Source organism: Nocardia sp. NPDC058244 (assembly GCF_042882065.1).
GTDB lineage: Bacteria > Actinomycetota > Actinomycetes > Mycobacteriales > Mycobacteriaceae > Nocardia.
In genome coordinates this window covers 564,131-589,922 of the sequence record NZ_JBHVWX010000006.1, presented here as the reverse complement: position 1 = coordinate 589,922, position 25,792 = coordinate 564,131, and the positions used below count along the sequence as shown (strand labels likewise).

Genomic DNA, 25,792 nt, shown 5'->3' with positions numbered 1-25,792 from the left:
CAGACAGCGACGAAGCCGTCGGTTGCTCGAGGTCACCTGACCGCGCGGCGTCGCCAGCCCTCGGCTTCGACGTATTCACCACGGATCTCCAAGAGCTCCGCGAGCTGGGTCAGCACCAACCGCTTGGTGGCCACGCGACCGAGGGATCGTTCACAGACGACGTCAGCGACCCGCCGATACCAGATTTCGGATTCGGCGAGCTCACCCTGCCTCTTCAGATCGCCCGCGAGATTGAACATGGCCATGACGTGGCCTGCTTCGGCGCCACGCCGGTGCCAGCTTTCGGCTTCAGCGAGCTCACCGCGCGACGTCAGCCGCCGCGCGAGCGTGTGCATCGCGAGCACCTGGCCTGCCTCGGCAGCGCGCCGATACCAGAGTTCGCTGTCACCGATGTCGAAGAACTCGTCCACCAGCTCAGCGAGGCTGTACAGCCCGTCCGCGTCCAGTTCGACCGCGTCGTGGCTGCCGGCGGCGCGGCGCGTCCACTCCTCGGCCTCCCCAAGAGCCTCGAAGGCTTCGGCCTCGCGGTAGGTCCAGTCGACGGCGCGTTTGTTGCGCCGTGACGATGCCAGTGTGTGCAGCCGCTGACCTCGCGTGAGCAGAACAAGCGCGAGGCCGACCATCGCGGCGGTGTCGCCGCCATCGGAATCGCGTCGCAGCCGGGCTTCTTCCGAGTCCGGCGGTGGCGGAGGCGCTTTCGGTGGCTCGTACCGAGACGACGGCGGCGGTGGGGGTGGGGCTGCGGGTTCTGTCGGCGCTGACGCGCGGACAGTCGTTGTCAGCGCGCGAGCGACATCGGCGGCGAGCGCGCTGCAGGTGAGATATCGGTCGGCGGGGTTCTTGGCCAGTGCGGTGTCGATCACCGCGTCGAGGTAGGTCGGCAGATCCTGTCGGTGCTGGCGTGGGGACGGCGCCGGTTCGTAGATGTGGGCGTGGATCATGGCCGGAGTGTCCCCGGCGAACGGTGTCCGGCCGGTGAGGAGCTGAAATGCTGTGCAGCCCAACGAGTAGATGTCGGCGCGGTGGTCGGCATCAGGTGACCCGGTGAGCCGTTCGGGGGCTGCGTAGGCAAATGTCACGGCGAAGCCGGACAGGGTCACGGTGTCCTCGAGTGCACGAGCGATCCCGAAGTCTGTCAGCACAGCCCGCTGGCCGTCGCCGTGGTCCTCGATCAGCATGTTGGAGGGTTTGATGTCGCGGTGCAGCACGCCCTGGCCGTGGGCGTAGTCGAGGGCTCGTGCGGTATCGGCGATCAGCCCTACCGCGTGGTCGAGGGCCAGCCCGCCGGGGTTGTTGGCGAGCAGGTCGGCGACGTCGCCTCCGGCGATGTGACGCATCGACAACCACAGATACTCGTCGTCGGGGCCGTTGCGGTCGTAGACAGCGACGATGTTGGGATGCTCGAGCCGGGAGACAAGGTCGGCTTCTCGATCGAACGCGTCACGAACTGTGCGATCGGCACCGAACCCGTCGTGGAGAACCTTCAACGCCACCACACGGTTGAGCCGTGGATGCTGTGCCAGATACACCGCCCCCATACCGCCGGAGCCGAGATGCCGCGAGATCGTGTAGCCGGACACTACGGTCCCAGGACTCAACATCACAGCGCCCCTATCGACGGCAGCGAACCGGCAGGCTGCCCAGGACACCAGGGTAGCCGCGCTTGTAGGCCTCACGCTGGCCGATCGACGCCGTCTCAGCTCGAACGGTCAGCGCCGCGGCAGGTTCCACCAGTCGACGGTCCGGCCCTCGGCCTCGAGTCGGTCGATGAGGTGGGCGGTGAACTCGGCGCTGTCGTTGCAGAACGACCACAACTTGCGGGCGGCCTTGCTGTAGCGGTGGATCACCGCGTCGGTCTCGAACGCATCGGCCTCACCGGCCCGGAAACGGTCGATCGCCTCACCGACAGTGGCGACGAGCTCGGCCAGGTGCACCTGGTGGTAGTCGGCGACCTTTCGGCGGGCAGCAGCACGCTCGGCTCTGTTCTGCACGCCCGCAACGCTACTCGCGACGACCAGCCGGACCGGCCAGACGACGGCGCGTCCGCAACAACCCGATGCGTGTGTCGGCTACCGCTCCACCTCGGCATCGTTGCTCGCGGCGAGCACTGCGACCCGCGCACCCAGGCACCTGGCGCCATCGCCCGGATAGGATCGGCTCCAACATCGACTGCGCAGGCGGGCGACGGCGTCGGTCCGGCTCCGGGCTGGCTCCCTTGACGTTTGGCTGTTTCAGGGGGAACCACCAGTGACGGACTCGGTAGAGCACCGGCTAGCAGTCTTGGCGGCTCCGTTCCCGGTCATCGAGGTGCGGCAGGCGTTCCGGACTGCCGAGTTCCCGCGCTACGACAACACCGTGCTCGACCCACAGCTGGTCGAGAAGCTGACCCGCCGGGCACGGGTGGTCTCGCCCCATGCCTACGCCATGCCGATCATGCCGCGCTCGTGGGATCTGCTGTCGGGGTGGCTGGGAATACTCGGCGCGATCGCGGCGGCTTTCGGGGTGCTGGTCAGCGGGGCCGGTCTGGCCGACAACCTCATCGGCGACACCCCACCCGACGGGTGGATCGTCGCCGGCGCGGCCGGGGCCGTGGGGATGGTCGGGGTCGCGATGGTCATCGCAGGGGTGCGGATCCGCAGGATCGGCCGCACTCGCCGCACGCACCCGCTGACCCTGGATGCCGGTGAGGTCGCGCTGGTCGAGAAGTCGCTGGTGCTGTGGCCACGCACCGCTGAGGGACTGTCGGCGCCCCTGCACTCCGATCCCCTGCGCCGCGCCGAGCTCGACCAGCTGATCTCGGAGCTGGACGTGTGGCCTCGGCGCGACGCGATCGAGGTGTGGCGGGAAGCCCGCGCGGTCGGTATCGCACGGGTCCTGGCCGACCGGATCCGGCGCAGCCCTGCCTATTCCGCGGAAGCCCTCGACACGGTGCGGTTGGACCTGGATCGTCTCGTCGCCGATATCGACCTGCGCGCCTACCGCATCCTCAAGGCCCGCACCCAAGTCACGGTCGCGACCACGACCGATACCGGGTTGGTCGGGGACGCGGTGGATGCGGCGTGGGGCGCGCTGATCGAGTTGATCGAACAGCTGGCCGAATACCGTCGCGGGCTGCTCGAGATCGAGCAGTTGCTTGCCGAGGCCGCCGCGCTCACGCACACCCCTGCGGTGCGTGAACTCGACGTCGACGACACCACCCGGCAGCTGTTGCGTGATGCCGCCGCCGCAGGCTTCGACACCGAGACCGTCACCGCCCGCAGCGGTGAGCCCACCGACCTGCGGACCGACCTCGCCGCGCGGATCGCGTTCCTGCGCAGCCTGCTCGACACCACCGCCCTGCCGCCGCTGTCTGCCTCGGACCGAGATCCGCAGGCGTAGCTCGCTGCCCGGGTAGTCGACGGCGTCGTGGTCCCCGGCTCGAAACTCCGAGCCTGGACGCGAGCAACGGTACTCCGCACCCACCGCCACTGTCAGACCTACGTTCGGGCAGCGCACCGGCCCCAGCACACCATCCAGCACGGCGTCGCCGGTATGTGATCGGCACCGGATTCAAGGTGAATGTGATCGGCGATGCCTGCCGCGAAGTTGTTCGCCGGGTGAGGCGAGGCCCTACTTGGTGTTGCTGAGCGTGACCGTCTTCGTCTTCGTCGACTTCGGGAAATTGGTCGGCGTGCCCGATTTGCCATCCGGCGCGGCGGTCTTGGTGACGGTGATGGTCTTCGTCCGCGGCTGAGCCTGCCCCACCTCGCCGGGCACCGATCCGCACTCGGCGCCGTCACAACCAGTGCCCGTGGACACCAACCCTGCTGCCAGAACAACGGCACCGATCGCGACGACGATCCCGGCCAACAGCTTGCTTGCCATATCCAGCCTCCTCCGTCGGACTTCGGACTCGGACTTCGGACTTCGGACTTCGGACTTCGGACTTTACGGAGGATCCGGACTGTCGCAGTCGACAACGAGTCCGCGTGTCGGCATTCGCGCGGGGCGCCCGAGCGCCATCCGTTATCGGGGTTGTCGGCGACCGGCCGTGACGCAGTGGGGCGGTTTCGGTGGTCCCCGGCTCGAAGGGGACGAGCCGGGGCACTTCGACGCTACGTCGGAGCAATCGTCTCCGTCAGCCCGCAGTTGCTGGGGCACCGTCGCGCCGTCGCAGCGCGATCAGACCCCCGAGGACGAGAGCCGAACCGTCATCGACCTCGAAGTCGACAAGCTCGGGCCGAGACCGCGCATTACCCAGGCCCACGTAGCCCGCACCGGCCGCCGCGACAAAGACAGCCCGGTCCGCAGGTGGCCGTGAACCGTGGACCACTTCGGGTTTCGTCTCGGGTGAGGCGGACCCGTACGCGACAGCCAGCGCTGCTGTGCTCCAACCGAACCGCAGAGGAGTTTTCGTTGTCCACCTCTTCATCGACGTACACGCTGTTCGTCGACGGCCGAGTCCACCGTCGTCAGCTCTCCCTCGACGAGGGCCTCGACCATCTCGATCTATGGCTCGATGAACGCCGCACCGCGTCACCGGTCCTGACCGTCAAGCACCGACTGGATGCGATCACCGTCACCCGGGCCGACGATCGGGACACGACCGCTGTGCTGGTCCCGCACGACCCGACCGACGTGGCCGCCTACGCCGCGCTGTACAGGGCGCGTCTGCAACGCCGGTGGCCCGGTGCCGCGTTCACCATCCGATCGACCCGACCGTGGAACGAATCCGCCGATGTGGCGGTCAGCTGGTTCGACGGACCCGCGGTCGTCGATGTCGAGAGGCTGATCACCCCACGCCACCGCATCATCTCTTCCCGGATACACACCGACCGCCACTACTCCACGCACGGATGGGAGATCGTCGCAGCGCTCGCCCAAACCCACCCGGCGGTGACTGTGCCCCGCACCGAGGTCGGTGACATCGACTGGGCCGCAGCCGAAAAGATCCGGCCCGCGCCCGAACAACTCAGCGACGGCGATCAGCAGGCCCCGATCATCGTCTCCGGATTGGCCTTCCACACCGACGAGGAACCGCCCCTGAACCTCGCCGAGATCCTGGTCCGGCTCGGCGAGCGGATCGACCTGTCCCGGACCAGCAGCGACACCGTGGCGCGGGTCAGCGCGCCGCGGATCGAGATCACCGATCCCGCGTCGCTACGGGTAGACCTCGGTCCTGACGGTACCGCCCTGGTCGTGGGGTTCCTGCGTCTGGAGGCCGAGGCGTTTCCTTGCGCCGGAACCTACGTGCCCGGCTTCGACCTGCCCCGGCCCGTCGAGGACGACGGCCGGTGTCGGCTGATCGCGGTGATCGAGCAGGGCGTCCATGAAGTACTCGACGTCGCCGAGGACGGCACCATCACCTCCCGGCACGCGGGCTCGGGCACCGGCAACATCCCCACTCGTGTCGATCGCTGGTGGGAGCTGCACGCGGTCGACCCGCTGCCGGGCACCGGCGACTACATCCTGACCCGCCGACCGGTTACCTACTACAGCACGTTTCCGCCGCGGCCCACCGTGGCGAACCCGGCCGTGCCCGGCAGCCGGATCGAGATCAGCGGCGTCCACCTCTGACCTCGCGCTCACTGCCGGACAGCTGAGACAGCGGCGGCTGGCGCGGTCCCAACGAGTCCCCGCACAATCCTGGAAGGACAACCATGCCCCGGCTACGCATCGATGACCGATTCCGCATCCTGAACCAGTACCGGCGCACCATCGTCGCCGACGACGTGCCCGTCGACGAGATCTACACGAGGTTCGAGGAGATCCTCACCGAGTTCACCGACGCCCATCCCGACACCCGGATCGGGCGGTTCTGGCAGGAAGCCCAACTCCGGGGATCGGGCCCCTTCACCATCTATCAGATCATCCCCGTCGACCCGAGCAACGCCGACGCCGACGCCCAACTGCTCGCCGCAGCACTACGGCGACGCTGGCCCACCGCCGCGTTCACCGTCATGCCCGCCAACGAGCGTTCGGTATCGATTCGCTGGGTCGACGGCCCCGACCGTCCGACGGTCCGCAGATTCTGCATGCGCGTCGAGGGCCACTTCGACGATGTCGAGTTCGCGCGGATCCTCTCCCAGCGGACCTGGCAGTCCATCGCCGATCTGGTCGAGGCCTGGCTACCGGTCACGGTGCCGCGCACCGATACCGGCGACATCGACTGGCTCGCCGCCCAAGCGATCGATCTCGACGGCACCGCCTCGGTCGCCGGGTACCGCGTGTGCCGCACGCGAGAACCGATCTCGGTGACCCTCGCCGAACTCTTGCGCCATCTCCCCGACGCCTGCGACCTCACCGCGCCCGAGGCAGCCCCGCAGCCCACCGACACCTAGGAGCCACCGATGCCGCATGACCTCGAGTACTTCGCCACCGCGACCACCGACAGTCCGCGCCCCAATCTGTTGATCGTCGGTTACATCTTCACTCGCGGCTGGGGACCCTCGCCGGGTGCGGTGGTCACCGTGTTCCCCGACCTCGGTTTCCGCACCTGGTACGGCCCCGAGCACACCCCGATGGCGTTGGTCATCACGTCCTGGGACCTGTTGGTTCCAGTGGCCGGCCCCGACGAATTGCTCCAGCAACCGCAGTCCTCGGCAAAGCGCCTCAGCTACAGCCTCGTCCCGGTCTGGATCCACCGACCCCGCAACCAGCTCGTGATCGCACCCCACCGGGCTGAACACGACCCCGGCAGATCGGCCCGGACACCGGTCGGTGTCCGCGCGCACCTGCCTCATGCCCCGGCCACCGTCGACGAAATCCACAGCGATGTCCTCATCGGCAAGGACAGCCCTGTGCCGTAGCCGCCGGGCAGCAATCCGCGCTCACGACGCGTCGAGCTCGCGGCCGACACCCCACCCCCGACCTGGCCTCACAATCAGAAAGGTCCGACTATGCCCGGCGAACCGACACTGCCCCTGGTAGGCAACCTGGCCTCCGACATCGAGCTCACCTTCACCCCCGCCGGTATTGCGGTGGCGCATTTCACCGTCGCCTCCACACCGCGGGTCTTCGACCGCAGCACCGGGCAATGGCGTGACGGTGACCCGTTGTTCCTGCGCTGCAACATTTGGCGTGAGGCCGCCGAGCACGCGGCGGAGTCGCTGTCGAGGGGCGCGCGGATCCTGGTGATGGGCAGGCTCAAACAGCGTAGCTACGAAACCCGCGAGGGCGACAAGCGCACCGTTTATGAGGTCGAGGTCGACGAGCTCGGGCCCAGCTTGCGCTTTGCCACCGCCAAGGTCACCCGCACCGGCCGCAGCGGTAGTGGGTTCGCCCAGTCCGCCACCGCGACCCGCACCCCCCGCGCGAACAGCACCCCCACCCCGGCGAACCAGAGCAGCGATTCGTGGGCCGGCGACGCCGACGCAGCCACAGACGAGCGGGCGCCGTGGGAGAGGCCGGTCTTGGCCGGTGCCGGTGCAGGTTTCGGCGAGCCACCGTTCTGACCCCACCGATCCAGTGAGCACACAGATCGCCTGGGCGGCTTCGCGTCTCGGATCGGCGATAGGCCGACGTCGGCCGGACGCCACCGATTATGAGTGAAGGAGAGTGACGACCTTGAGCACCAGAGGGTTTCTCGGATTCGTGGCCGCCGGTCGCGAGACGATCATCTTCAACCGCTGGGAAAGCGACCCGCCCTGCCTGGGCCGCAACGTTCTCGAATTCGCGCGGGCCGTACAGGATTGGTCCCGCGTTCGTGCTGCTGCGGCGGCATTGGTGCATGCCGGTGACGAGATGGGACCGACAGGAACGCAGATCGCGGAACCGACCCCACTCACCGATGAGAGCCGCGACTGGGGCTGGCCGGACTCCTACCGACCGCTGTGTGAGATCCAAACCGATCCCGCTGAGATCCTGAAATCCGGTTACACCGAACACTATCCCGACTGGCCGGGTAACTCGATCTGGTGCGAATGGGGCTACCTGCTCGATCTGGATCGGGACGTACTGGAAGTCTATGCCAGCGACCATGAGGACTCCCCTCACACACAGGGCCGATTCTGCGACCGTCCCTCACCCAGCGACTGCTATCCCGTTCGACTCGTCGGGACTTACCCGCTGAGCGAGCTGCCCGACGGCGACAGCTTCGTCGCAGCGCTCACCGGCGCACGCACCGCCACACACTGACGCGCGAAAGCATCGATCGGTGTCCGCGACTCCGGCGCAGGCGAGTACGCAGCGGCTAGGGTCGTCGATCTCCCACTCGGGAGCACAGGTTCCTGGGTGGTGGGTCCCGGGTGACGGTCTGGGGTGGACCCAGCCCCTCGAGGGCTACCAGGCCATCGGACGCCACGGCTACGGGCCCGCGCCCGGCGGAAACGAATTCCCCACGCCACCACCAGCCGCGCCCACCCGACTCGCACGCACGGGCGCGGGGAATTCGCCCCCGCACGCAATGGCGCGTTCCCTCCGCCGTGTCGCCCGCTGTCCTGGTCGGTCGCCCTCGGCTGGGCCCACCCCAGCCCGGCACCCTCCTATGTCGGAAAAGCGTCGCGTCCCAGCGCGCCCGGGTGCCGCCGTATCTCTCGCCCTATGTCAGGAGATCAGCTGTGTCTGCTATCGCTCACTCCTACCCGCTGTTCCTCGAAACCCCGGCCGTCGAACCCGCTGTCGTCGAACCCTCCGTCGTCGAGCCTTCCGTCGCCGATGCCGAGCAGGTCGCGGGCACGCGGGCGTTCCTCGACGCGATCTTCGAGATCGAGCTCCAGCTCGACCTCGACCGGCGCGCGGCGCTCGAGGCGTTTCCCGCCGCGCTCGCGTTGGCGACCGACGCCGACTGGTGGCTGCTGGACTTCATGGTCGAACAGTTCACCCTGCACCCGCGCGAAGCCGCGCTGCGCCGCATGGATGCGTTGTGGCGCCACGCCGACGACCTCGGGCAGGAGCGGATGCTGGCGTTGGTGCCCGACACCGACCCCGGCCTGCACTCCCGCTCCGACCACGACCTGAACCACCTTCTGGAAACCCGCGCCCGCCGCAACGGCACGACCGTCGAAGACGAGCAGGCCAAGCTCGAAGTCCAGCTCATCGCCGCGGAGATGCCGCGTCAGTCGATCCGCACCTGGTACAACCCGCTACCGCGACTGTCGCTGGCACCGACCAAACGCGTCGACGCTTCCCGTCTTCGCCCCGAGCAGATCCGGGCCCGCGTCGCCGCCCGCGGCCGACGCCGTCGCGCCGAGGTCGAGCCGTCGATTGTGACGACCTACGTGCGGGAGAGCTTGTTCGTCGACACCGAAGTCGCCGACCAAGCCCGCCTGCGGCAGCGCTGGGCCGAGCTGGCCGCGCGGGGAATCACTCCCACCGCGCCGGCGCCGCGCGGGTGGACACCGCGGCGGCCCGGTGAACGGCCGCCGCTGCCGGCCGAGTTGTCCGCGGCGATCTGGGATCACCAGTACTGCGCCCACGTCGCCGACCAACGCGACCACGAACGCGCGCTCGCGGGTGAATCGGTGAAGTCGCCGGAGCACTCGCATGCGTGGGCGGCCGAACGTACCGGACTGCGCTCGCGTGGTGACCGGCGCGAGGCGTATCTGTTCCAGGGCAACGGGCTCGACGACTTCCGCACCGCCATGACCCCGGTCGCCGGGTGGCAGTGTGTGTCGTGCTTCGTCGAACGCCCCAGTGCCGATCAGCGCCCTGTCCACGCCCGCGGTGGTGTGCTGCGCAGCGACGACGGACTGTGTGACTACTGCCGCGCCGACGGCCGCACCGGGCTGCCCGAACTCGCGCCCGGGTTCACCGGCGCCGATCTCGCCGCCACCTACTGCGCGTACTTCGCCCAGCACTACCGGGACTCGGCATGCGCGCTGCTCGGCGAGGTCTGCCGCCGCGCCCCGCAGTGGCTGACCGCGGTGATCGACCGGTTCCTCGCCAACCACCCCGATCTTCCCGGCGCACCGGTGCTGCCCGACGTCGACGACGAACAGGTACCGGTCCCCACGCCGACGCGACCCAGGCGCCAGCAAGTCCTGCCACCCGGACAGCGGCCCGGCAAGTGCGAGGGCTGCACGAAGTATATGCCCGTGCACGACGACGGGTTCTGCACGACCTGCCGGGTCTACCTCGGCCTGCATGTACCGACACCTCGTGTGCGTCGCCTCGTCGCGGCCTGACCCGGACCCGTTCGCATCCCGTCTTCGGCTGGGGCATCCACACGATCGGATGCCCCAGCCGCTCGACCCGACTATCGAGGAGTCTCGCCGGTGTACCACCGTGCCCGCCACCAACGTCCACGTCGCCGGTTCGTCGCCGCGCGGACCCGCCGTGACCGCACGCGCTGGGTCCGCGTCTACCTCGGCGACATCGACACCATCTTCTTCGGCTACACCCCCGACAAGCCACTCACCTTCGCTGCCCGGTTCGCTCTCGACACCGCGATGCGCGAGGCCGATCTCGAACTCCTGCAACGCATCTTCGACGCCGCCTTCGACGACCAGGTCGTGCTCGACCGGGTCTTCGCCGCCCTCAACGGCCACCCCGACCACGGCGACAATGCCCTGACCGACCACTGGTACGGGCTCGGGCACCGTTCCCTGTCCGTCGGCGACGTCCTAGCCCTCGGGTCCCGCCACTACGCCTGCGCACCGACCGGCTGGCGCCACGTCCCGCCACCGCGCCTCGCCCGCACCACCTCCACGACCACCGGCGGGCCGACCACGATCAGCGAGGCCTACGGCTAGACCCGCCCGCTTCCCGCCACTTCGGGCGTGCGTGGCCGCCGCTGCTGGCTCCCTCTCGGCGCGGCGGCCACCCCCACCTCATCGCGGCATCCAACGCCTCAGCTCCGCACCGCCCCACCATGCTCACCGCACCGTGCCTACAGCCACGTACCCTGCCCTCCGCCACGCCTCGCACCGCAACTCCCGCACCCACTTTCACCACGCAAATACCCCCTCATTTCCTCCCCAACGTCCCTACAACGAGCAGACATCTGGCATCCCGGATAACGATTCGATAACGCAGTTGTCCAGAGTTGTCTAAAGTTGTCCAAAGTAGTCTCACCGCCTTAATTGCCTCTTGCCGCAATAGAATTCGCGGGCGCTTCATGGAGGCATGGTCGCGACCGTTCACCGGGTCGCCGCGGGGAACGGCTACCAATACTATTTGCGCAAGACCGCCGCCAACGACGCCACCGCGCGCGGGCGGGCCTCGTTGTCGCAGTACTACAGCGATCACGGGGAGTCACCGGGACGCTGGCACGGCGCCGGGTTGGCCGCGCTCGGTATCGCTCCGGGCGAGCAGGTCACCGAGGAACAGATGAAAGCCCTGTTCGGCCACGGTGTCCACCCGAACGCCGAACGGATCAAAGCCGAGGTCTACCAAACCCAGATCTCCCTCGGCGCCAAGCCCCGCGACGCCGCCCGCGCAGCCGAGAAGGCCACGAAACTCGGCAACAAATTCCCCACCTACACGATCCGTTCGGAGTACCGGAAACGCTGTGCGCAGGCGTACCGGAAACACAATCTGGAGCGGGATCTCGACCCCACCACCGCAATTCCCGACTTCGTTCGCTCGCGTATCCGGTCACGGGTGGCGACGGAAATGTTCATCGTCGACCACGGTCGCGTCCCGTTGAACGCGCGCGAGCTCTCGGGGTGGGTGGCCAAGAACTCGCGGGTGAACCAGTCCGCGGTGGCTGGTCTCGAGCTCACTTTCTCGTCGGTGAAGAGTGTTGCGGCGCTGTTGGCGGTCGCCCCGCCGGACATGGCACGTCGGATCGAGGCCGCCCACTGGCACGCGATCAAGGATGCGTTGAAGTGGTTGGAGCGCCACGGCTTCTACACCCGCCTGGGACGCAACGGGGTCCGCCACGTCGAGGTCGAGGGGATGATCGCGGCGTGCTTCGCTCATCGCGACAGCCGCGCGGGCGACCCGGACCTGCATACCCATGTTCTGATCGCGAACAAGGTCCGCACCCGCGACGGCAAGTGGCGCACGATCGACTCGCGCTTATTCCACGAAGCAGTCGTCACGGTCTCGGAAATCTATGACTCCCGCCTCGAGCACTACCTCGAACTGGCGCTGGGGTTGCAGTTCGAAACCCGGCCCGATCGCAATATCCACCAGGTCCAGATCCGCGAAATCATCGGCGTCCCCACCGAACTGATCCACGCCTGGTCCCAGCGCGCCACCGCGATCAACGCTCGCTTGGACGAACTGGCAGCCGAGTTCCAAGCACGTCACCTGCGCGAACCGACCCCGAAAGAGGTCTACGGGCTCGCCGAACAAGCGACGTTGAATACCCGCCCGGCGAAACATCTTCCGGGCTCACATGCTCAGCAACGCGAAACGTGGGCGGCCCAGGCCGCCGACCTGCTCGGTGGCCGGGAGGCGGTCGAGGAGTTCGTGCTGCGCACATTGTCGGTACCGCCGGCACCGCGCCCGACCCCGGACGCGAAGTTCATCACCGAGACCGCCGAGCGTGCCTTGGCGGCGGTGTCGGAACGAAGATCGACGTGGCGGCCGTTCAACCTGCGCGCCGAAGTCGAACGCCAACTCCGCGGCAAGATCACCCCCGCCGACTGGGAATGGGTACCCGACAAAGTCATCGCAGCCGCGCTGTCACCGCGGTCGGCGGTCGCGCGTGGCGATCCCGACCTGACCGAGGAACCCGGTCTTCGTGCTGTGCCCGCGTGGTTGCAGCGCAGCGACGGCACCTCCATCCATCACGCCCCGAACTCCCAGATCTACACCACCGAAACCACCCTCGCCGTCGAAGCGGCGCTGATCGAACTCTCCATCCAGCCCGGCGCCCGCTCCCTGGACCCGCAACATCTCAATGACGCTGTCGCCCAGTTCAACACCGCCCACCCGGACCGGCCGCTCAACGCCGGCCAGATTGGTGTCATCTCCTCCTTCGCCACCACCGGCCTCCGCGTGCACACCGCCAACGCACCGGCCGGTACCGGGAAGACGACCGCGATGCAAGTCCTCACCACGGCTTGGCATTCCGGCGGCGGAACTGTCCTCGGCATGGCACCCACCGCCGCGGCGGCCGCGGTGCTCGGGTCCTCGATCGGCACCCGCGCCGAGACCGTCGACAAGCTCCTCGATGTCATCCACCGCCACTCCCCCGACCAGATCACCGCTGGAGAGGCACCTTCGGGGACGCCCTCATTGCCACAATGGGTGCTCGACATCGACGACCGAACGCTGGTGATCGTCGATGAACACGTCAAGCTCGGCAACCTCAAACGGCTACGCCTGCTGCAGTTCCTGTCCACACGAGGGGCCACGGTGCGGTGCATCGGTGACGACCGGCAGCTCCCGGCGATCGAAGCCGGCGGCGCCGACACCGACATGGCGGTCACGTCTCCCGAGCAGACGGTGACGCTCTCGCATGTCGTTCGGTTCGCTTCCACGGGTGAAGCGACCGCGTCGATCGGACTTCGCGACGGCGAACCATCGGCGCTGGCGTGGTACCTGGACAACGATCGGATCCACTCCGGGCACACCGGATCGGTCTACGACAACACCTATACCGCGTGGGCGGCCGACCACCGGACCGGTCGCGACGCGGTCATGCTGGCGCCCACCCATGACGTCGTGGCCGCGCTCAACGCCCGTGCCCGCACCGACAGACTCACCCGCAGCGCGACACCACCGGCAGCCGAAGTGGTCCTCGCGGACGGTCTTTGCGCCTCCGTCGGTGACACCGTGCGCACGCGTCGCAACAATCCGCGGTTGCGTTTCGGGGATACCGATTGGGTTCGCAACGGCTACTCCTGGACCGTCACCGACGTCCACGACGACGGTTCGCTGACGGTGTCGCACCGCCGTGGCGGTGTCGACAGCGAGCATTCGGTGTGTATGCCGGTGGAGTATGTGCGTGCGCATGTGCACCTCGGCTACGCCGCGACGATCGATTCCGCGCAAGGAATCACCGCCGACGCCTGTCATGTCGCGTTGTCCGGGCGTGAATCCCGACAGCAGTTCTACGTCGCGATGACCCGCGGAATCCTGGCCAACCATGCCTACATCGTCACCGCCCTCGACGGCGCGGAAGGCTCGATCTATACCGAACCCGCCCTCCACCCGCACACAGCGGTGGAGCATCTGCAGCGGATCTTGGGCCGCGATGGATCGCAGAAGTCCGCGCACACCGAACTCCGCGACGCGCTCGACCCGACCTTGCGGATCGGGCCCGCGGTCGATATTTACCTCGACACCCTGGGCCTGGCCGCCGAACATGCGCTCGGTGCCGACCGCCTCGACGAACTCGATCGCGTCGCCGACTCGATCCACCCTGACCTGAGCGAGGCTCCTGCCTACCAGGTTCTGCGCCAGCACCTCGCGCTCATCGCGCTGTCGGGCGCCGACCCGGTCGCTGCGCTGCGTGCTGCTGCGGCCGCACGCGAGCTCGACACCGCCGATGATCCGGCAGCGGTCCTGGACTGGCGGCTGGACCCCACCGGCAGTCATTCCACCGGCCGCGGACCGCTCGCCTGGACCCCAGGTCTGCCCGACCACGGTGTCGACGACGAGCTCGCCGCACCGGTGCGTGCTCGCGCGAGGATCGTGGCCGACCTCGCCACACAGATCCAAAGCGCCACCGACCGGTGGACCCCGACCACCGCACCAGTTTGGGCGCGCCCGCTCCTCGGCGCCGACGCGGCGCTGCTCGCGGAGCTCGCGGTGTGGCGAGCCGGACTCCACGTCCCCGATACGGACGTCCGTCCGACCGGCCCGGACCGCTACACCAACCTCGAACGACTCCACCAGAAACGCCTCGACCAACGAGTGGTCGAGGTCTACGGGGACCCGACGCTGCCGCGGAATCGGTGGGCACACGTCGTCGACGGCATCGATCCCCGCATCCGCACCGACGCGTACTGGCCTGTGGTGGCCGACAAGATCGACCTCGCCGACCGGGCCGGACTCGACATCACCACCCTGCTCACCGACGCCGCCGGACTGCGTCCGCTGCCGGATGAGATGCCCGCCGCCGCGTTGTGGGCGCGTCTGGAACTGGAACCATCAGCACTCGACATCACCGGCACCGATCTGCTGCGACCCGACTGGCTGCCCGACCTGGAAGCCGTCCTGGGCGCGGAGATGACCGAGCAAGTCATCGCCGAACCGGCCTGGCCCCGGGTCGTGGCCGCTGTCGAACGTGCCACCAGTACCTGGATCCCGCGCGATCTGCTCGTCACCGCTTACGAACTATTGCAAGGCGCGCAGCCCGACGACGCGCCCCCTTTGCGCGCCGACCAGCTCGCCGCCGCCCTGGCCTGGCGCATCGACGCGCTCCACCACCACACGCCGATACCGCCACCGCCGACTCCGGCCGCGGCTCCTGCTCCGCCTGAACCTGCACCCCCGATCGTTGAGGAGGAACCCTCGGACAGCTTCGTCGAACCCGAACCGACCAGGACTGAGACGTCGAACGTGTCTTCCATCGACGGCGATCCGGCCAGGGACCACCTCGTTTCCGACATCGACGGCATCACCAGGCTGTTCGCCACCGGACGCGTCGCTGACGCTGTCTCGGCGTTCCGCACGTTCAGCAGCGAGCTCACCGACGACGAACGAGCGGTGCTCACCGCGGTCTCGGAAACCCTCTACCGCTACAGCTTCCCCGTCGCCCGAGCCCGACTCCGCTGGGCAGCAGAACAGTTCCCGCAGCACCACGACCTGATCCAGGCGTGTACACCGGCGGCCGACCCACACACCTACCGCCCCGAACCCGAACCTGCCCAAACGCGGTCCCACCCCGTCTACGACCATCGAGACCGCATCGATCCGACCATCCCACCAGTAGTGTTCGACCCGATCCGAGCAGCTGGTGACGACGCCCTCGACGCGTATCTCGACGAGGCCGAGCCGTCCGACGGCCTTGATCCGGACGACAAGGAACGCCCTCTGAGGCCCGATTTCGGTTCCCCGATCGACTACGACCTGGCCGCGATCCCCTCCGCCGTCGGCCTGCCCTGCGTGGACTGCAGCATCGAACGCCCCCGCAACGCCACCATCCCGGTGCCGCCACGGCGTTCCGACGACGGCCTGTGCCAGTCGTGCCGCGACGACGAACGACCCGCGATCCCCGACCACGATCCCGCCCACCACCTCACCGCACGCTGCGCCCACATCACCGACACCCATCCAGCGCCTGCCGCGATGGCGATGCTGCGACGCGACTGGCGGGCACTGAACCCGGCGGGCCGGGCTGTCATCGAGCAGTGGCTGGCTGCCCATCCCCTCACCGAACAGCCGCCGGTGGTGCTCGATCCGATCCAACGCCTCTCCGACCACGAACTCGCCGACGCCATCGAGGGCTTGTCCCTGCGGCTGAGCAACATCGCCACCGAAGCGGAATTCTTCGCCCCGATCCGACGAATCCACATCGAGATCGCACCCGAACCGGTAGTGGCCGAACAGCAACGCGCCGCCGACAACGCCCGCACCACCGCTCTGCTTCGTGCCCGCGAACTCGACACCGCGATCCGTCGACTCCACGCCACCGAACACCAGCTCGAAACCGCACGGGAAGAGCTCGACGCGCTGCCGATCCTGCGCCGCCGACAACGAAGCGCTCTGCAGGCCCGCATCAACACCCTCGTCGGTGACCATCGCGACCACCAGGAAGCCCACGATCAGGCCCGCACCGCCGCCCGAGCCGCCAACCGCCACGCCAACGAACTGGCAGCGCGCGCCGAGCGCACCGCCACCGCCGACGATCAACGCCGCGCCGAGGCGCAAGCACGTGCGGGTGCAGAGGAAGCGATCGCCCGGGACGCGACTATCGAGGCCCTACGCCGGGCCCTCGAAGCCGAGCTCACCAATCACCGCGCCGAACACGCCCGGCGGGAGAATCTGACCGGCTCCCAGCGGCGCCTCGAAGAACGCGCACGGTGGCGCCACGAAGCCACCGACGACGAGTTCGGCATCGACGAATACAACGGAGCCGAGGTCAATCAAGTCGATCATCGACCGGAATTCGGGCTATAGACCACCAACGACAATCCTCCGCGCTGCGTATGCCCGCACAAGAGACGTAAGCGATTTCAGTCTGGTACGCCTACGTTCACCTGCACGGTCGGTACCGCGGTTCTTCTCACATGTCCTGGCTGTCGGCGATGGTATCGGCCAGTTCGGCCAGCTCGTGTGAGCCCCGATTCTGTGCGCAGTCGTCGCAGATGTTGATCACGCGGCCGGGCAACGGGGCTGTGAAGGCTGGCAGGCCGATGTCTTGTTCCAGTTCGTCATCCCACTCGGCGGTCAGCTCGATCCGACATATGTCGCAGGTCCAGGTCCAGTCATTGCTCGAATTGTTCGTCATTCCTCGACGCTACGGTGCGACACCGATTGCTTTCATCTGAAAACTGGTGTGACGCAACGTACATCGAGACCGAGTTTTCGTGGACCACCGAACACCGATACCGTTGGAAATTCACAACCTTCCAACGAGCGAATAAGGCCGGAATATGGCACGCAAAGTAACGGTCAGCGTCGTCGACGACCTCGACGGCACCACACCCGCGGACGAATCGATCTCGTTCGGGATCGACGGAGCTCACTACCAAATAGATCTGAGCGCGTCCAACGCCGCACTCCTGCGCAAGACCTTCGAGGAATGGATCCCGCACGCACGGAAGATCCGAGGTGCCACATCGAGCGCTCGTCCAAGGAAGGCCACCGAGTCCGCGCCGGCCAACGAGCGCGGCGCCATCCGCGCCTGGGCCGCCGCGAACGGCCACCCGGTCTCGGCCCGTGGACGCATAGCCGCCGACATCGTCACCGCCTACCACCAAGCAACCGCCTGATCCCCGACGAATCGTCAACAGGCTGGCGGCAGCTGCGCGACCACTCTGGCGGTGCCACGCTCCGCACCACCTGCCGTTAGGAAGCCAGGTCGTGACCGGCCGATCGGCGTTTAGGTAGGAACGCGCGGACGGCCTCGACCTGGTCGTCCAGTCTCTACGGTCGCATCGTCAGCGCCTGGTAGGTCCGGGTAATTCCGTCTTGCAGGCTGATACTGGCTTTCCAACCGAGTGCCGCCGCGGCGCGGGAGGAATCCAGTGCCCCATGGCGCCACTCACCGTCCCGGGGAGGCTCAAACCGTGGGGTGATCTGTGTTCCCGCAGCTTGGTTGACTGCGTCGAGCAGTTGGAGCACCGAGGTGCCGGTGCCGGTGCCGATGTTGAACACCGAGTCGTTGCCGGTGTAGTTGCTGGCGGCGAGGAATGCACCGACGATGTCGTCGACGTAGAGATAGTCACGTGTCTGATGTCCATCGCCGAAGATCGTCGGGGTCTTCCCCTCCGCGATGAGGCCGGAGAAGATGGCGACGACGCCAGCTTCGCCGTGCGGATCTTGGCGTGGTCCGAACACGTTGCCCAGCCGCAGTGCGACGTGGTTGGTTCGATACAGCCGGTTGAACAGCTGCAGGTATTGCTCTGCTCCGTACTTGCTGATCCCATAAGGCGCTGCGGTTTGGGGAAGTTCGCCTTCCGGGGTTGGCATGGGCACACCATCGCCGTACATCGCGCCGCCCGTGGATGCCATGACTATCGTGGCGCCGATGTCGTGGGCCGGAGTGAGCAAGTTGATCGTGCCCAGGATGTTGGTTTCGGCGTCGGTGCGGGGATCGGTGACGGAGTGGCGGACGCTGATCTGGGCAGCGAGGTGGAAAATGACCTCGGGTCGTTCGGTGGTGATTATCGCGGTCATCTGTTCCGGATCGCGGATGTCGGCGATCCGCAGTGCGCTGTCGGGGATGCGGGCCTTGTCCCCACTGGACAGGTTGTCGATCACGGTGACGTGGTGGCCATCCTGGACGAGGCGGTCGTACAAGTGTGAGCCGATGAATCCGGCACCGCCGGTGATGAGCGTGCGCATGTGGTGCAACCCTATCTCTGGTCGGGGTCCGACGATGTGACGCAACGAAAGCCGATCTCGAACGAGGAGTATCGGGACAGGCAGGCGATGCGTTCGGTCGTGCGGGTCTGGGTCGGGAAGTGTTTCCAGCTGCCACCGCGAACGACGCGATAGTCCCCGAACTCGGCGGCAGCGATGTAGGCCGGGTCGTACAGGTCGGCCGGGTCGTAGAGACTGTAGAAGGTCCCGGTCCACTCGGCCACGTTGCCGGCCATGTCCGCCACGCCGAACGGGGAGTTCCCGGCTGTGAACTGTCCGACTGGCGTGGTGCAGGGGTCGGGCCCGCGCGCGGCGTGGCGGCTCGCCCACCAGGCCCGCCACCCTGCAAGGTCGATGTCGCCGCCTGCCCACCGCACTGCCGTATTGGCCGCAGCCGTTAGCCATTCGTGGCCCCAAGGCCAAGCTTGCCAGGTCGGACCGTGCGCGGCGTACTCCCACTCGGCTTCGGTAGGGAGTCGCTTGCCGGCCCACTCCGCGAACGCGGTCGCATCGGAGTGCGTTACGTGGACAACCGGGTGTAGCGGTCGAGCGGTGACTGCATCGATCCCAGGAGCGGGGTGTCGCCAGCACACGCCAGCCACTGTGTCCCAGTAACTGTGCCCATAGACGAGTCCCGAGCCGTCGAGTTCGGCCTGGGTGAGGTAGCCGGTCGCGTCGACGAATTCGGCGTAGTCAGCGTTGGTGACCAGGTGGCGGTCGATACTGAATGCCGCCACCGTCTGTGTGTGTTGTGGTGCCTCGTCTCCGAACCACCGGCGACCATATGGGTGTGCTGCACCGACCGCATCGAGATGTTCTGCGGGAGCGCCGATCTCCACGCACGCGGCCGGGATGTCGGCCATGTCAGTTCGCATGGTTCATCCGCCCATCAGCGCTGGGATGATTTGCAGCTCGGTCGGCTTCTCGATGGCGGTATCCAGGCCGCCCAGACTGCGCACATCGGTGCCCTCCAAGCAGACGACAGTCCAGGGCGCGAGTCGGTTGTCGGCGGTGAAGATCCGTTCTCGTAGTACTGGGTACTGTTGGCCGAACCAGGTGAGAGCTTCGCTGACAGACGCTGCGTCGCACTGCAGCACCGTGATGGCGGTGATGCTGTGCCAGCTGTGCGGGATCACGAAGGTAACAGGCATGGCTCAGGCCGCCGTGTTCTTGTTGCCATCAAGTGCCTCACACATCCAGTCCAAACACCGCTGCACCCCCACTTCGAGACTGGTGGTGGGCGACCAGCCCAACAATGTGCGGGCCAGGGTGATGTCGGGCCGCCGCACCGTGACGACATCGGATCGGCCAGGCCCGATCTCGACCGACCCCGTACCAGCGAGCCGGACGACGAGCTCGGCTAGGTCGCGAATGGTGACTTCATCTTCGGATCCGAGGTTCACCGGCCCGCGATGGTCGGTGTCGAGCAACGCGATCAAGCCGTCGACGAAGTCGCCGATCCAGACCAATGACCGGGTCTGGGTGCCGCCGTTGTCGAGAATGAGGGTTTGCCCGCTGAGGGCCGCCGCGCAGAATGCGGACACGACACGACCGTCGTCGGGCCACATCTTCGGTCCGTAGACGTTGAACGGCCGCACGATTCCGACGTTCGTTCCCAGGCGTGCGTGTGCCGCGGCGGCCGCCTCGGTGACGCGTTTGCCCTCGGTATAGGCACTGAACACCCCGACTGGGTCAGCGTTGCCGCGGTAGTGCTCAACCTGCGGATGCACTTGCGGGTCACCGTAGATCTCCGAGCTGGAGGCCACCACTGCCCGAGCACCGGTGTCGGCGGTGAGATCGAGCGCGTTGAGGGTGCCGATCGTAGCCGCACGGATGGTCTCGAGCGGCATCGCAGTGTTGGCCTTCGGGCTGGCCGGACAGGCGAGGTGCACGAGGTGAGTCACGTCGTGCAGGTCGTCGAAGGCTCGTTTGTCGGTGATGTCGTCGGCGCGGAAAACGAAGCGAGGGTGTGCGCGGATCTCTGCGAGGTTGGCTTCGTGACCGGTTGACAGGTTGTCGATCGCGGTGACCGCGGCGCCGCGATCGAGTAGCTCCTGGCACAGGTGAGAGCCGACGAATCCGGCCCCTCCGGTGATCACCACGTGGGCATGACTGCTGATCATTGATCCTCCTGGGCAGCGAGATATGTTTCTGGTCAGAGAGTTTCGAGGTCGTCCGCGCGTAGGCCGCCGGTGCCGCAGGCGTCGAAGACATAGCGTGCGGCGACAAGCGGCACCAGGTCGAGGTGGGTGTGCGCGACGAGCACCACGACCACCGTGGCGGCCTCGACCAGTTCAGGGGAGAGCCGGGGGTGGACGTCGAGACTGGTTTGGGCACAGTAGGGGTCGACGACGGTGACCTCTGCCGCGCGGGCGCGAAGTTCCTCGATGATGGTGAGGGCGCATGAGTTGCGCAGGTCGGCAACGTCGGCCTTGTAGGTCATACCGACGACCAGGATGTGCGCCTCGGCGATGTCGATGCCGCGCCGTTCCAGCCCAGCTATTACTCGATCGGTGACGTATTGGGGCATCAGCTCGTTGATTCGCAGGGCTTGGTCCAGAAGTCGAGCTTTGACATGCGAGGTCTGCGCGATCTGCCAAGCCAGGTAGCGCGTATCGACAGGAAGGCAATGGCCTCCGGCTCCCACGCCAGGCTGAAACCGCATGAATCCGTATGGTTTGGTCGCCGCGAGGTCCAGCGCTTCGCCGATACTGGCGCCCAACGCACGGGCGTGCTGGGCAAGTTCGTTCACAAAGGAGACGTTCACCAACCGAAACGCATTCTCGATCAGCTTCGCCAGTTCCGCGGTCCTCACGTTGCTGGCTGCGACTACCTCTGGAACCAGTCCGCTCCAGAAATCCCTGACCTCCGAGGCTGACGTCGCGTTGACACCGGCCACGATCTTGGGGACCTTGGAGAGCGCTTCCAATCCCATTCCGGGGTTGATGCGCTCGGGCGCATACCCGAGGTGGAAGTCGACCCCAGCCACCAGTCCGCTCTGCGACAGGATCGGGGCGACAACATCTTCGGTCGTGCCCGGGTAAGTCGAGGACTCGAGGATCACTGTCGATCCAGGGCGCACATGCTGGGACAGCAGCCGTGCTGCGTCCTCCACAAACGACAGATCCGGTCTCCCACTGGCCAGGGGGGTCGGCACCGCAATCAGTGCGACATCGAATCCCGCGATCATCTCGGCGCTCGACGTGGGCAGGAATCGGCCTGTAGCGGTCACACCGACCAGATCGTCATCGGTTACGTCGACGATGTAGGAGTTGCACGCGAGCAGCCGGGCGATTCGCTCGGAGTTGGTGTCATAGGCGGTCACGACGTGACCGGCCGCCACGGCCAACAGACAAACAGGCAGCCCGACAAATCCGCAGCCGAGCACAACGACGTGAAGCCCACGGTGTGACATCAGCTCCTCCAGCGAAGGCAGCGAAAGGCTTCAGCAGCGCTGAATCCCGCCTGTGCCCCACGAACAGTGGCCAGTGCGCGAAGCGCGGGCTCGGAGCGCGTATGCGGATGCTCACGGCATTGACTGGCGTGCGCGCGAACCGCGGAAATCTTGGTTCCGAGATCGTGGTCGGACAGCTCGATGAAGACGTCACGAGCGGCTGGGGCGACCGCCGATCCTGTCCACGAATCGGGGACTTCCTCATAACCCAGAACCAGACTCGGCTGGTGGCGCCAGCGGTCCGGGCCCGGCCGAAGCGCGGTGGTGATCGCTGCGGCAACGGCCTGATGGTCCTGGTTGTAGCTGGTGGGCTCCGGAACAGCGACGATCGTCGGCTTCAGATGCTCGAAACTCAGTGGGTGTGAACCGCGTTCGATCAGATCGACGAGCACACTGCGAGGCAGGCGATCCAGACGAAGATTGTGCGCGGCGCCGGGCAGCGCCAGATGCCAGCTGTCCAGCCCCAGCACGGCAGCGGCTTGGGCGATCTCTCGCTGTTTCTGGTCCAGAGTCGACGTTCCGACCTCGGAGAAGTCAGCGACATCACCGGCGGTGACGAAGAGAACGTGAGCCGATCCGCCTTCACGCTTCACTCGGGCGATTAGTCCACCCGCGCCGAGAACATCGTCATCGGGGTGCGGGGCAACGACCAGTAGCCGTTGCTCAGACCACGGTACGAACATCGATTGTCTCCGTCTTCAGGCTGATCGAGAACGCGGCCGGGATGATGGTGCACTCGGTGTGTCCGCCGCCGATGACTGCGCCGTGCTGGGTGTAGACGGTCCCGGTGTGGAACTCGAAGCCGCACGACGGCGCGGGCGCGGCTGTCGCGGTCCCGCTCGCCGGGCTGGCGATCACCGCGACCGCGATCGGTTGGGCGGCAATGAGCGTCTTGAAATACATCTGACATCCCTTCAATGCGACGCCGGTCGAGTGCGATCCCGACGTGAGCGACGTCGACAGCTGTGGCGCGCACTGCGCGCGGTGGCGGACCCGCGCGCGCCGACTGCCTTCTCCCTGGCCGGGTCCAGCAGCCGACGCGCGCAGGCTTCTATCCGTGACAGCCCGGTTGTGCACCCCCGGACCGCCACGCTCATCCCCCCTGCGGGGTGGCTCTGCCCGAGCTGGCGGCGCAACGCCAGCTCGACGTGGTCGACGTCGACCGTCACCGCGCCGCTGTCGCGGGCAATCCGCTCCGCAACCTCCAGCAGCCGCTGCAGCGCAGGCGAATACAGGGCTTCGACGTCGATCACGTCGACCCGCACCGGATCCAACTCGGCGACCGCAGCGAGTGCCCCCGCGAGATCGGCGTACAGGTCGTCGTCCGGGTGCGGGCCGACCGCGAACACCGGTCCGACGTGGCCGGTCTCGTCGACCGGCGCCCACGTGTTGAACCAGCCCGCGACCCGGGGCCGGTCAGCCGCGATGACATCGCGCATCGCGCCGACGACCGCCGACCGCGCAGCGGGCAGCGTGCCCGGCTCGTGCTCAATACCCGACACGACGATCCAGCCTCATCAGACCGGCACCGACCAGGACATTGATCGCGGCCATCTTGCGCGGACAGATCGTGCGGTCACAGCCACGATTAGCCTGAACCGTCTTGCGCGCCTGGTCAATTGAAAACCGTTGCACCGGTGCCGAGTGCGCGATCACCGTGCTCCGGCCGGTCTGCTCGTCGTCCTCAGCGATGGCGGCCTGCGCCGCTTCGCGGGCGATCCGCTTCTGTATCGCATCGACCGTCAGCCGCGTCGTTCGTTTCCACACCGTGGGCTCCCCTCGTCGGTGATTGCAGCCGCCGCCGGAGATTTCTCGATCCGACGGCGGCGCTACGTAGAACGGTGCCGCAATCCGAAACCGTGAAGGGACAAGAAATTTGTCCGTCGGCAGCGCACAGTTGTCCCCTCGTGGACACTGGAACCGTGGTAGCGAATCGACAGGACCGCGCGGCCATCGCCGCTCGCGTGGCCGAACAGCGGCATCTGGCAGGCCACACGCAAGCCAGCCTCGCCGAAGCGGCGAAGGTCTCGGAATCGCTGATCAAGAAGGTCGAGCAGAAGAAAGCCAGCGCCACACCGGCATTCATCGCGGCCATCTCGAAAGCGCTGCGGATCTCGCCGACCACGCTGACCGGGCAGCCGTATGCGCCGGTCGAGTCCGCAGACGTCGCCGTACACGGCGCGGTGGCGGTGCTGCGCACCGAGCTGGCCGCCTACGACATCGACGACGAGCGCGTCTCGCAGGTACGGCCGATCGCCGTGCTCGCCAAGGACGTCGACCAGGTATGCACCTGGCGCCGTGCCGCGTCCTTCCATCGGCTCGGCGACGCGCTGCCCGGCCTCCTCGGCGAGGTGCGCGCCGCAGTCCACCGGTGGACCGGGCCCGACCGGGACCGCGCGCTGGTGATGCTGTGCGAGCTGTACTACTCGGCGCACTCGCTCGCCTACAAGCTCGGCTATCCCGACCTCGCCGCGCTCGCGGTCGACCGGATCGGTTGGGCAGCAGGCGAAGCAGACAACCCGCTGTGGCGGGCCGTCGCGCAGTTCCAGCGCGGCGCGCTGCTCACCTCGGGCGGCGACTGGAACGCGGCCCTGTCGTTCCTCGACCGATGCCGCGGCCAGATCGAACCGCGGCTCGGCGCCGGCGCCCGTGACGACCTCATCGCGTGGGGCGGCCTGCACCTGCAGTCCGGTCTGGCCGCGTCACGGTCCGGGCGCCGCGCGCTCGCCGACGACCACCTCGCCGAAGCACGGGAGACAGCGGCCCGGCTCGGCGACGACCGTGACCGCATCCTGTCCTTCGGCCCGACCAACGTGGGCATCTGGTCCGTCGCGCTCGCGGTCGAAGCGATGGACGGCACCGAGGCGCTCACGCGCGCAAACGCTCTCGTCATCCCGGACGGGTCACCCAGCGAGCGCGTCGGGCACCACTACATCGACCTCTCGCGCGCCTACCTCCTGCACGGCGACCGGCGACGCGCGTTCGACGCGCTACTCAGCGCCAAGCGGATCTCACCAGCGCAGACCCGCTACAACCCGATGGTCCACGAGACAACCCGCGCGATCGCCCGCGCCGAAGCGCGCGCGGTCGACAGCGTGCACGGCTACGCCGTCTGGCTCGGCATCGCCGAACGGCTCTAAGCGGGAAGACCCTTCGCCGGCGCATCGCCGAGGAACTCGACCCGCGCCGACTCGACGTACTCGCCGCGGCCGTCGAGGAACGCGCGCGTGTGCGGCTGCTGCTCGTGAGCCTCGAACGCGGCACGGTCGGCATAGACCTCGTAGAAGATCCGCGACAGCGGTTCGCCATCGACGGTGTGCGTGGCGTAGACCAGCGTGCCGGGCTCGTGCTCGGTGATCTGGGCGACGAGGTCAGCGACCACCTGGTCGAAGCCGTCGGCGGCGGCCTGGTCGATGAGCGTGAACTTCACGACGAGTGCGAACATACGCCCGACGGTAGCGTGCCCCGGCCCGTCTTGAGGGCCGGGCCGGG

General features: G+C 67.4%; 25 protein-coding genes. 11 read left to right on the top strand and 14 right to left on the bottom strand.

Annotation, left to right across the window (positions count from 1 at the left end; translation table 11 throughout):
- Positions 1-32: 32 nt before the first annotated feature.
- Together ACFVW6_RS22200 and ACFVW6_RS22195 are read right to left on the bottom strand one after the other, a co-directional pair.
- Complete coding sequence (locus ACFVW6_RS22200; RefSeq protein WP_378830803.1) at positions 33-1,580, bottom strand: serine/threonine-protein kinase; 1,548 nt, start codon at positions 1,578-1,580, stop codon at positions 33-35.
- A 129-nt stretch (positions 1,581-1,709) separates the two neighbouring features.
- A complete protein-coding gene (locus ACFVW6_RS22195; RefSeq protein ID WP_378830805.1) occupies positions 1,710-1,991 on the bottom strand; it encodes a hypothetical protein in 282 nt (93 codons plus the stop codon).
- A 289-nt stretch (positions 1,992-2,280) separates the two neighbouring features.
- Here ACFVW6_RS22195 and ACFVW6_RS22190 point away from each other — a divergent pair, with 289 nt between their 5' ends.
- Positions 2,281-3,378: a hypothetical protein gene (locus tag ACFVW6_RS22190; protein ID WP_378830807.1), complete on the top strand. Its 1,098-nt coding sequence runs from the start codon at positions 2,281-2,283 to the stop codon at positions 3,376-3,378.
- 231 nt (positions 3,379-3,609) lie between these two features.
- Here the strand turns inward: ACFVW6_RS22190 and ACFVW6_RS22185 are convergent, their stop codons facing one another.
- A complete protein-coding gene (locus ACFVW6_RS22185; RefSeq protein ID WP_378830809.1) occupies positions 3,610-3,864 on the bottom strand; it encodes a hypothetical protein in 255 nt (84 codons plus the stop codon).
- Positions 3,865-4,395: 531 nt separating this feature from the next.
- Here ACFVW6_RS22185 and ACFVW6_RS22180 point away from each other — a divergent pair.
- The 8 genes from ACFVW6_RS22180 (at position 4,396) to mobF (ending at position 16,938) form a co-directional block, all read left to right on the top strand.
- Positions 4,396-5,556, top strand: a complete 1,161-nt coding sequence (locus ACFVW6_RS22180; RefSeq protein WP_378830811.1) for a hypothetical protein — start codon at positions 4,396-4,398, stop codon at positions 5,554-5,556.
- Positions 5,557-5,639: 83 nt separating this feature from the next.
- Positions 5,640-6,320, top strand: a complete 681-nt coding sequence (locus ACFVW6_RS22175) for an LPD29 domain-containing protein (protein ID WP_378830813.1) — start codon at positions 5,640-5,642, stop codon at positions 6,318-6,320.
- Positions 6,321-6,329: 9 nt separating this feature from the next.
- Complete coding sequence (locus ACFVW6_RS22170; RefSeq protein WP_378830816.1) at positions 6,330-6,788, top strand: hypothetical protein; 459 nt, start codon at positions 6,330-6,332, stop codon at positions 6,786-6,788.
- Positions 6,789-6,878: 90 nt separating this feature from the next.
- Entirely contained in the window at positions 6,879-7,433 is a 555-nt protein-coding gene (locus ACFVW6_RS22165; RefSeq protein ID WP_378830819.1) for a single-stranded DNA-binding protein, read from the top strand.
- 112 nt (positions 7,434-7,545) lie between these two features.
- Positions 7,546-8,115, top strand: coding sequence for a hypothetical protein (locus ACFVW6_RS22160; RefSeq protein ID WP_378830821.1), 570 nt, complete (start codon positions 7,546-7,548; stop codon positions 8,113-8,115).
- A gap of 422 nt (positions 8,116-8,537) precedes the next feature.
- Positions 8,538-10,103, top strand: a complete 1,566-nt coding sequence (locus ACFVW6_RS22155; RefSeq protein ID WP_378830824.1) for a hypothetical protein — start codon at positions 8,538-8,540, stop codon at positions 10,101-10,103.
- Positions 10,104-10,193: 90 nt separating this feature from the next.
- Positions 10,194-10,670 (top strand): hypothetical protein, encoded by a 477-nt coding sequence (locus ACFVW6_RS22150; protein WP_378830826.1) that lies wholly within the window; start codon positions 10,194-10,196, stop codon positions 10,668-10,670.
- Between the two features lie 373 nt (positions 10,671-11,043).
- A complete protein-coding gene (gene mobF / locus ACFVW6_RS22145) occupies positions 11,044-16,938 on the top strand; it encodes a MobF family relaxase (RefSeq protein WP_378830829.1) in 5,895 nt (1,964 codons plus the stop codon).
- A gap of 106 nt (positions 16,939-17,044) precedes the next feature.
- Here mobF and ACFVW6_RS22140 read toward each other — a convergent pair whose 3' ends face one another.
- Entirely contained in the window at positions 17,045-17,269 is a 225-nt protein-coding gene (locus ACFVW6_RS22140) for a hypothetical protein (RefSeq protein ID WP_378830831.1), read from the bottom strand.
- A 145-nt stretch (positions 17,270-17,414) separates the two neighbouring features.
- On the opposite strand from ACFVW6_RS22140, the gene ACFVW6_RS22135 reads away from it, so the two are divergent.
- Positions 17,415-17,753 carry an Lsr2 family protein gene (locus tag ACFVW6_RS22135; RefSeq protein WP_378830833.1) on the top strand — a complete coding sequence of 113 codons (339 nt, stop codon included), beginning with the start codon at positions 17,415-17,417 and terminating at the stop codon, positions 17,751-17,753.
- Positions 17,754-17,907: 154 nt separating this feature from the next.
- Here the strand turns inward: ACFVW6_RS22135 and ACFVW6_RS22130 are convergent, their stop codons facing one another.
- Genes ACFVW6_RS22130 through ACFVW6_RS22090 form a run of 9 tightly spaced genes read right to left on the bottom strand, consistent with a single transcriptional unit; the run spans position 17,908 to position 24,067 of the window.
- Entirely contained in the window at positions 17,908-18,828 is a 921-nt protein-coding gene (locus tag ACFVW6_RS22130) for an NAD-dependent epimerase/dehydratase family protein (protein ID WP_378830836.1), read from the bottom strand.
- 11 nt (positions 18,829-18,839) lie between these two features.
- Entirely contained in the window at positions 18,840-19,709 is an 870-nt protein-coding gene (locus tag ACFVW6_RS22125; RefSeq protein WP_378830839.1) for a formylglycine-generating enzyme family protein, read from the bottom strand.
- Positions 19,710-19,724: 15 nt separating this feature from the next.
- Positions 19,725-19,997 carry a MoaD/ThiS family protein gene (locus ACFVW6_RS22120; RefSeq protein WP_378830842.1) on the bottom strand — a complete coding sequence of 91 codons (273 nt, stop codon included), beginning with the start codon at positions 19,995-19,997 and terminating at the stop codon, positions 19,725-19,727.
- Positions 19,998-20,000: 3 nt separating this feature from the next.
- Positions 20,001-20,969, bottom strand: a complete 969-nt coding sequence (locus ACFVW6_RS22115; RefSeq protein WP_378830844.1) for an NAD-dependent epimerase/dehydratase family protein — start codon at positions 20,967-20,969, stop codon at positions 20,001-20,003.
- A 32-nt stretch (positions 20,970-21,001) separates the two neighbouring features.
- Positions 21,002-22,261, bottom strand: a complete 1,260-nt coding sequence (locus ACFVW6_RS22110) for a nucleotide sugar dehydrogenase (protein WP_378830847.1) — start codon at positions 22,259-22,261, stop codon at positions 21,002-21,004.
- Positions 22,261-22,983 carry a PIG-L deacetylase family protein gene (locus tag ACFVW6_RS22105; RefSeq protein ID WP_378830849.1) on the bottom strand — a complete coding sequence of 241 codons (723 nt, stop codon included), beginning with the start codon at positions 22,981-22,983 and terminating at the stop codon, positions 22,261-22,263. The genes ACFVW6_RS22110 and ACFVW6_RS22105 overlap by 1 nt, the downstream gene beginning before the upstream one ends.
- Entirely contained in the window at positions 22,964-23,203 is a 240-nt protein-coding gene (locus ACFVW6_RS22100; protein WP_378830851.1) for a hypothetical protein, read from the bottom strand. Before ACFVW6_RS22100 ends, ACFVW6_RS22105 begins: the two co-directional genes overlap by 20 nt.
- Positions 23,204-23,214: 11 nt before the next feature.
- Entirely contained in the window at positions 23,215-23,739 is a 525-nt protein-coding gene (locus ACFVW6_RS22095) for a hypothetical protein (RefSeq protein WP_378830854.1), read from the bottom strand.
- Between the two features lie 49 nt (positions 23,740-23,788).
- Positions 23,789-24,067, bottom strand: a complete 279-nt coding sequence (locus ACFVW6_RS22090) for a hypothetical protein (protein ID WP_378830856.1) — start codon at positions 24,065-24,067, stop codon at positions 23,789-23,791.
- Between the two features lie 155 nt (positions 24,068-24,222).
- Here ACFVW6_RS22090 and ACFVW6_RS22085 point away from each other — a divergent pair, with 155 nt between their 5' ends.
- Positions 24,223-25,440, top strand: coding sequence for a helix-turn-helix domain-containing protein (locus tag ACFVW6_RS22085; protein ID WP_378830858.1), 1,218 nt, complete (start codon positions 24,223-24,225; stop codon positions 25,438-25,440).
- On the opposite strand, the gene ACFVW6_RS22080 is transcribed toward ACFVW6_RS22085, so the two are convergent.
- Positions 25,437-25,745, bottom strand: coding sequence for a putative quinol monooxygenase (locus ACFVW6_RS22080; protein WP_378830861.1), 309 nt, complete (start codon positions 25,743-25,745; stop codon positions 25,437-25,439). The two genes, ACFVW6_RS22085 and ACFVW6_RS22080, sit on opposite strands and share 4 nt — an antisense overlap.
- Positions 25,746-25,792: the final 47 nt, after the last annotated feature.